This is a genomic window from Cyanobacteriota bacterium (genome assembly GCA_025054735.1).
Taxonomy (GTDB): Bacteria; Cyanobacteriota; Cyanobacteriia; order SKYG9; family SKYG9; genus SKYG9.
Genome location: JANWZG010000357.1, coordinates 1 through 4,220, shown reverse-complemented (window position 1 = coordinate 4,220; position 4,220 = coordinate 1). Strand labels below are relative to the sequence as shown.

General features: G+C 49.6%; 5 protein-coding genes. All 5 read left to right on the top strand.

From position 1 onward, the window contains the following. Window positions 1-315: COP23 domain-containing protein (locus NZ772_14905; protein MCS6814842.1), on the top strand; the 315-nt coding region annotated here is incomplete at its 5' end. Window positions 316-751: 436 nt separating this feature from the next. After that, window positions 752-1,033: an ATP-dependent Clp protease adapter ClpS gene (gene clpS / locus NZ772_14900; protein MCS6814841.1), complete on the top strand. Its 282-nt coding sequence runs from the start codon at window positions 752-754 to the stop codon at window positions 1,031-1,033. Beyond that, complete coding sequence (locus tag NZ772_14895) at window positions 1,030-1,872, top strand: CPBP family intramembrane metalloprotease (GenBank protein ID MCS6814840.1); 843 nt, start codon at window positions 1,030-1,032, stop codon at window positions 1,870-1,872. Before clpS ends, NZ772_14895 begins: the two co-directional genes overlap by 4 nt. 245 nt (window positions 1,873-2,117) lie before the next feature. Further along, window positions 2,118-2,516: a hypothetical protein gene (locus NZ772_14890; GenBank protein MCS6814839.1), complete on the top strand. Its 399-nt coding sequence runs from the start codon at window positions 2,118-2,120 to the stop codon at window positions 2,514-2,516. Window positions 2,517-2,567: 51 nt separating this feature from the next. Continuing rightward, a partial coding sequence (glgX, locus tag NZ772_14885; protein MCS6814838.1) for a glycogen debranching protein GlgX occupies window positions 2,568-4,220 on the top strand: 1,653 nt, incomplete at its 3' end.

The following is a 4,220-nucleotide window of genomic DNA, read 5'->3' as shown; positions in this document are numbered from 1 at the left end:
ACCTGCCGAATTGTATTGACAGTGCCTCCTGGACAAGACCCCATCCAAACTCGCGATCGCATCTTCCAAAACCTAACCATCGCAGATAGTGGTCAGCAAACCCAAGGGGTGAATACTCTGGTAGACAGCGGCAATAATCCCCTAGGGGACTTGATCAACATCGGCACATTGACCGGAGTATCTCGCATAGGCGCGTCTAGCTTGAACCTGCGTCCCTTCCTTGACCAGCGGGATGGCGGAACAGGTACTCAACTGAGGGGTGGTATTTCTACGAATAGTGGAGGTCGCCGATTGAACCCTGGTAGCTTCCGCTAAACGATCATTTATACATATTTGTCCGCAACGATATCCTCACGCTAGGAATCTAGCGGTACTGCCCTCACCCTTGAGTCCTGTCTCCTCTAAGCTAGGAGTAGTGCTCAGAGGATGGGGGCAAATTCGTAAACCTAGGATGACCTATGGCATCATGCCCCGTGCAGGCTCATACCAGTGAGAACCTGCATCAGTTGACATTAAAACTTCTTGCTGCGGGTAATCTATGGTTTGCCTGATCATGCCTCATCAATAGTGGCTAGTTATGAATCGCAGAGTCGAGATTGTTTGGAGCTATTGAACAACCTGCAAAGATTAAGTAGTATGAATGAAAGTAAGAGAACATTGAGGTACTTAAGCCAGTGATCTGCGTAGTTTCAACTTAGATGTTCTTTGAATTTAGTGAAGCTAATCGATCGCAAGGAGGGGATAACGTACTGTGGCTGTCGAAACGATTCAGAAGCCTTCTACGGTTAGAAAGTTAGCACCTCGCTATCGTGTGCTACTCCATAATGATGACTTTAACTCGATGGAGTATGTCGTCCAAGTTTTACTGCAAACTGTGCCTAGCCTGACCCAGCCCCAAGCAGTTAACATCATGATGGAGGCTCACACTAACGGTATTGCACTGGTCATTGTCTGTGCCCTAGAACATGCTGAGTTTTACTGCGAGACGTTGAAGAACCATGGGTTGACCAGCACGATCGAGCCAGATGAATGACCCCTCGGTTTTCTAGAATTTCCACCTACCCAGTGGTCGTCCGCCTAGTGATTTTTGTAGGCTTGTTAGTAATCGTTTGGGCACCACTGGGGTTGAGTTTGTATGACACACTTGACTCCCGCTGGGCAAGTATTCTTCCACTATTGTTGCTTTACGTTGAGTTCCTCGCCCTAGCTCAATGGTGGGGACGAGCGGTGTATGGTGAGCCTCATATGCTCCGACGGTATGGCCTAGTTTGGGCGGGCAGCAGTTCCAGATACTTGCTCCTGGGTTTAGTCATTGGATCTATGGGCCTTTTGAGCATGTTCACGGTTCAGAGCTTGGTTGGCTGGGTAACTTGGCAGCTCAAGGGTGATTGGCCACGGTTAGCCGTAGAGGGGTTGTTAGTCGCTAGCGGGATTGGTTTTGCTGAAGAGGTGTTGTTTAGGGGATGGCTCCTAGATGAGCTGGAGCGGGACTATGCCCCAAGTGCATCCTTGTATGCATCTAGCATCATTTTTGCCCTGCTACACTTCATTAAGCCGCTAGACGTAGTTCTTAAGACCCTTCCTCAGTTTCTAGGGCTAGTACTGTTGGGGATGGCATTGGTGTGGGCAAAGCGTGCTGCTAGGGGAACATTAGGGTTGGCGATCGGACTTCATGCTGGGTTAGTAGGTGGCTACTATCTAGTCAATGTAGGATCACTTGTTGCCTATAGTGATGGCGTTCCCCAATGGGTTACAGGTATCGATCGTAACCCGTTAGCAGGCGCAGTTGGACTAGTCTATCTAGGGGTAATTGCCCTGTGGATGCGACAATGGGCCATAACGGCTGGGCAAGTGGTAAGAGGAAATGAGTGACAGACGTGAAATACTGCTTGTTGAAAGACTGAGCCTATACGATTGTGCTAACCTTCTTTTCGAGTGCTATGGCAGGGCATCAACAGCGTAAATTTGTGGCTTGTTATGGGAATGCTAGGAATAATCGCACGAACTCAGTAAGTACGGATAGCATGGAGGCGAGTTCCTAGCATTCTGTTGAGCCTCTTACTGTGAACTATGCGAGGTAGCTATTATGCCTGCGCGCTGTAATTAACAGGTTGGCTATGTCAGTTGACATTCTTCTACTGCTCCTCATCGTCCTATTGCTGCTGATTAGTGTTGCTTCGTTGATTGATTGGCTGCGAGAGCGCCGCCAAAAGCCACCGATCGTTAGCTGGCAGCTACTAGAGCGGCTGTTAGAGCGGCTGTGGCAACAGCGATCTCGCCTACTCCCTAGCCAACCAGTTGTACCAGAAAAACCCCTCTCCTCCTCACCTGAGGTATCCAAGCGGTCTCATTCACGATTGTCTGATTTGAATCGACGATTGCTAACCGTGCTTGGTGGCAATGGCGATATTGCTCAACGGTTGCTAGAGCACAGCCGCCAAAAGTTTCCCAATCGTGACCTAGTTTGGTACTACGAGAAAGTGCTTGACGATTTAGAGCGCGATCGACGCTCGTAGCACAAACACGATAGTATAACTAGGGTCTTTCTCTCTCAATTGCCCCAAACTATGACATTGTCCGTTCTTCCTGGTCAGAGTTTTCCCCTGGGTGCAACTGTCTATCCTGACGGCGTTAACTTCTGTGTCTTGTCAAGAGGGGCTACGATGATTGAGCTGCTGCTCTTTGACGATGCGAATGCTCCCTATCCCAGTTACGTCATTCCCCTAACCCCGCCTCACAATAAAACTTTTCATTATTGGCACGCTTTCCTGCCAGGAGTTAAGGCTGGCCAAGTGTATGCCTACCGTGCCCATGGAGACTATGACCCAAAACAGGGACTCTGGTTTGACAGTGGCAAAGTGCTGCTTGACCCCTACGGACGAGCCGTTGCTGGCTGGAAAAACTACAGCCGAGAAGCCGCTAGACAACGGGGAGACAACTGCCCCAAAGCCCTGAGAAGTGTGGTAGTTGATCCCAGTGCCTACGATTGGGAAGATGATGAGCATCCCAAAACTCCCTATGCCAAGACAGTCATTTATGAGCTGCACGTAGGCGGGTTTACTCGTCATCCTAGTTCCGGAGTATCACCTGAAAAGCGGGGCACCTATGCTGGACTGGTGGAGAAAATTCCCTACTTGCAAGAGTTAGGGGTGACTGCGATCGAACTCATGCCCATCCACCAGTTTGATGAAGAAGATGCTCCACCCGGTCTCTGCAACTACTGGGGTTACAGCACGATCGCCTTCTTTGCGCCCCACGTAGGCTATAGCGTCAGCCATGATCCCCTGGGTGTGTTAGATGAGTTTCGCGATATGGTGAAAGCCATGCACCATGCTGGCATTGAAGTTATCCTTGATGTGGTCTTTAACCATACAGCCGAAGGCAATGCCGAAGGCCCGACCCTATCGTTTCGAGGGTTAAGCAATCGAGATTACTACATGCTAGAAGATGATCCCAGCCTTTACCGTAACTATAGCGGCTGCGGTAATACCTTTGAAACGAATGCGATCGCTACACACTTGATTCTAGACTGCCTGCGCTACTGGGTTGCCGATATGCACGTGGATGGGTTTCGCTTTGACTTGGCCTCTGCCCTGTCACGAGACTCCTCTGGAATGCCTTTAAAGAATCCGCCACTGCTGTGGGCGATTGATTCAGACCCAGTACTAGCGGGCACTAAAATCATTGCTGAAGCCTGGGATGCAGGTGGACTTTATCAAGTGGGATCATTTGCTGGTGAGCGATTTGCCGAATGGAATGGCCCTTACCGGGACGATATTCGCCGCTTTGTCAAAGGTGATCCCGGTATGGTAGGTACTCTAGCAGCCCGGATCATGGGTAGTCCCGATTTATATCCTCAGCCTGATCGCGAACCCAACCATAGCATTAACTTTGTCACCTGCCATGATGGCTTTACCCTCAACGATGTAGTGTCCTATAACGAGAAGCACAATGAGGCCAACGGTGAAGAGAATCGAGATGGTGCCAATAGTAACTGGAGTTGGAACTGTGGGGTAGAAGGAGACACTGATGACCCTAAGATTGAAGCCCTGAGATTACGCCAGATTAAGAACTTTCTGACAATTTTGTTCGTGTCTCAAGGAACACCTATGATACTGATGGGTGATGAGGTACGACGATCGCAGCGTGGCAATAACAATGCCTATTGCCAAAACAACGAAATCAGTTGGTTTGACTGGAGCTTAGTTGATCGCCATGCT

Coding starts and splice junctions, on each gene's coding strand:
- NZ772_14895 (MCS6814840.1), top strand. CDS start 1,030: ATGACCCCTCGGTTTTCTAGAATTTCCACCTACCCAGTGGTCGTCCGC.
- NZ772_14890 (MCS6814839.1), top strand. CDS start 2,118: ATGTCAGTTGACATTCTTCTACTGCTCCTCATCGTCCTATTGCTGCTG.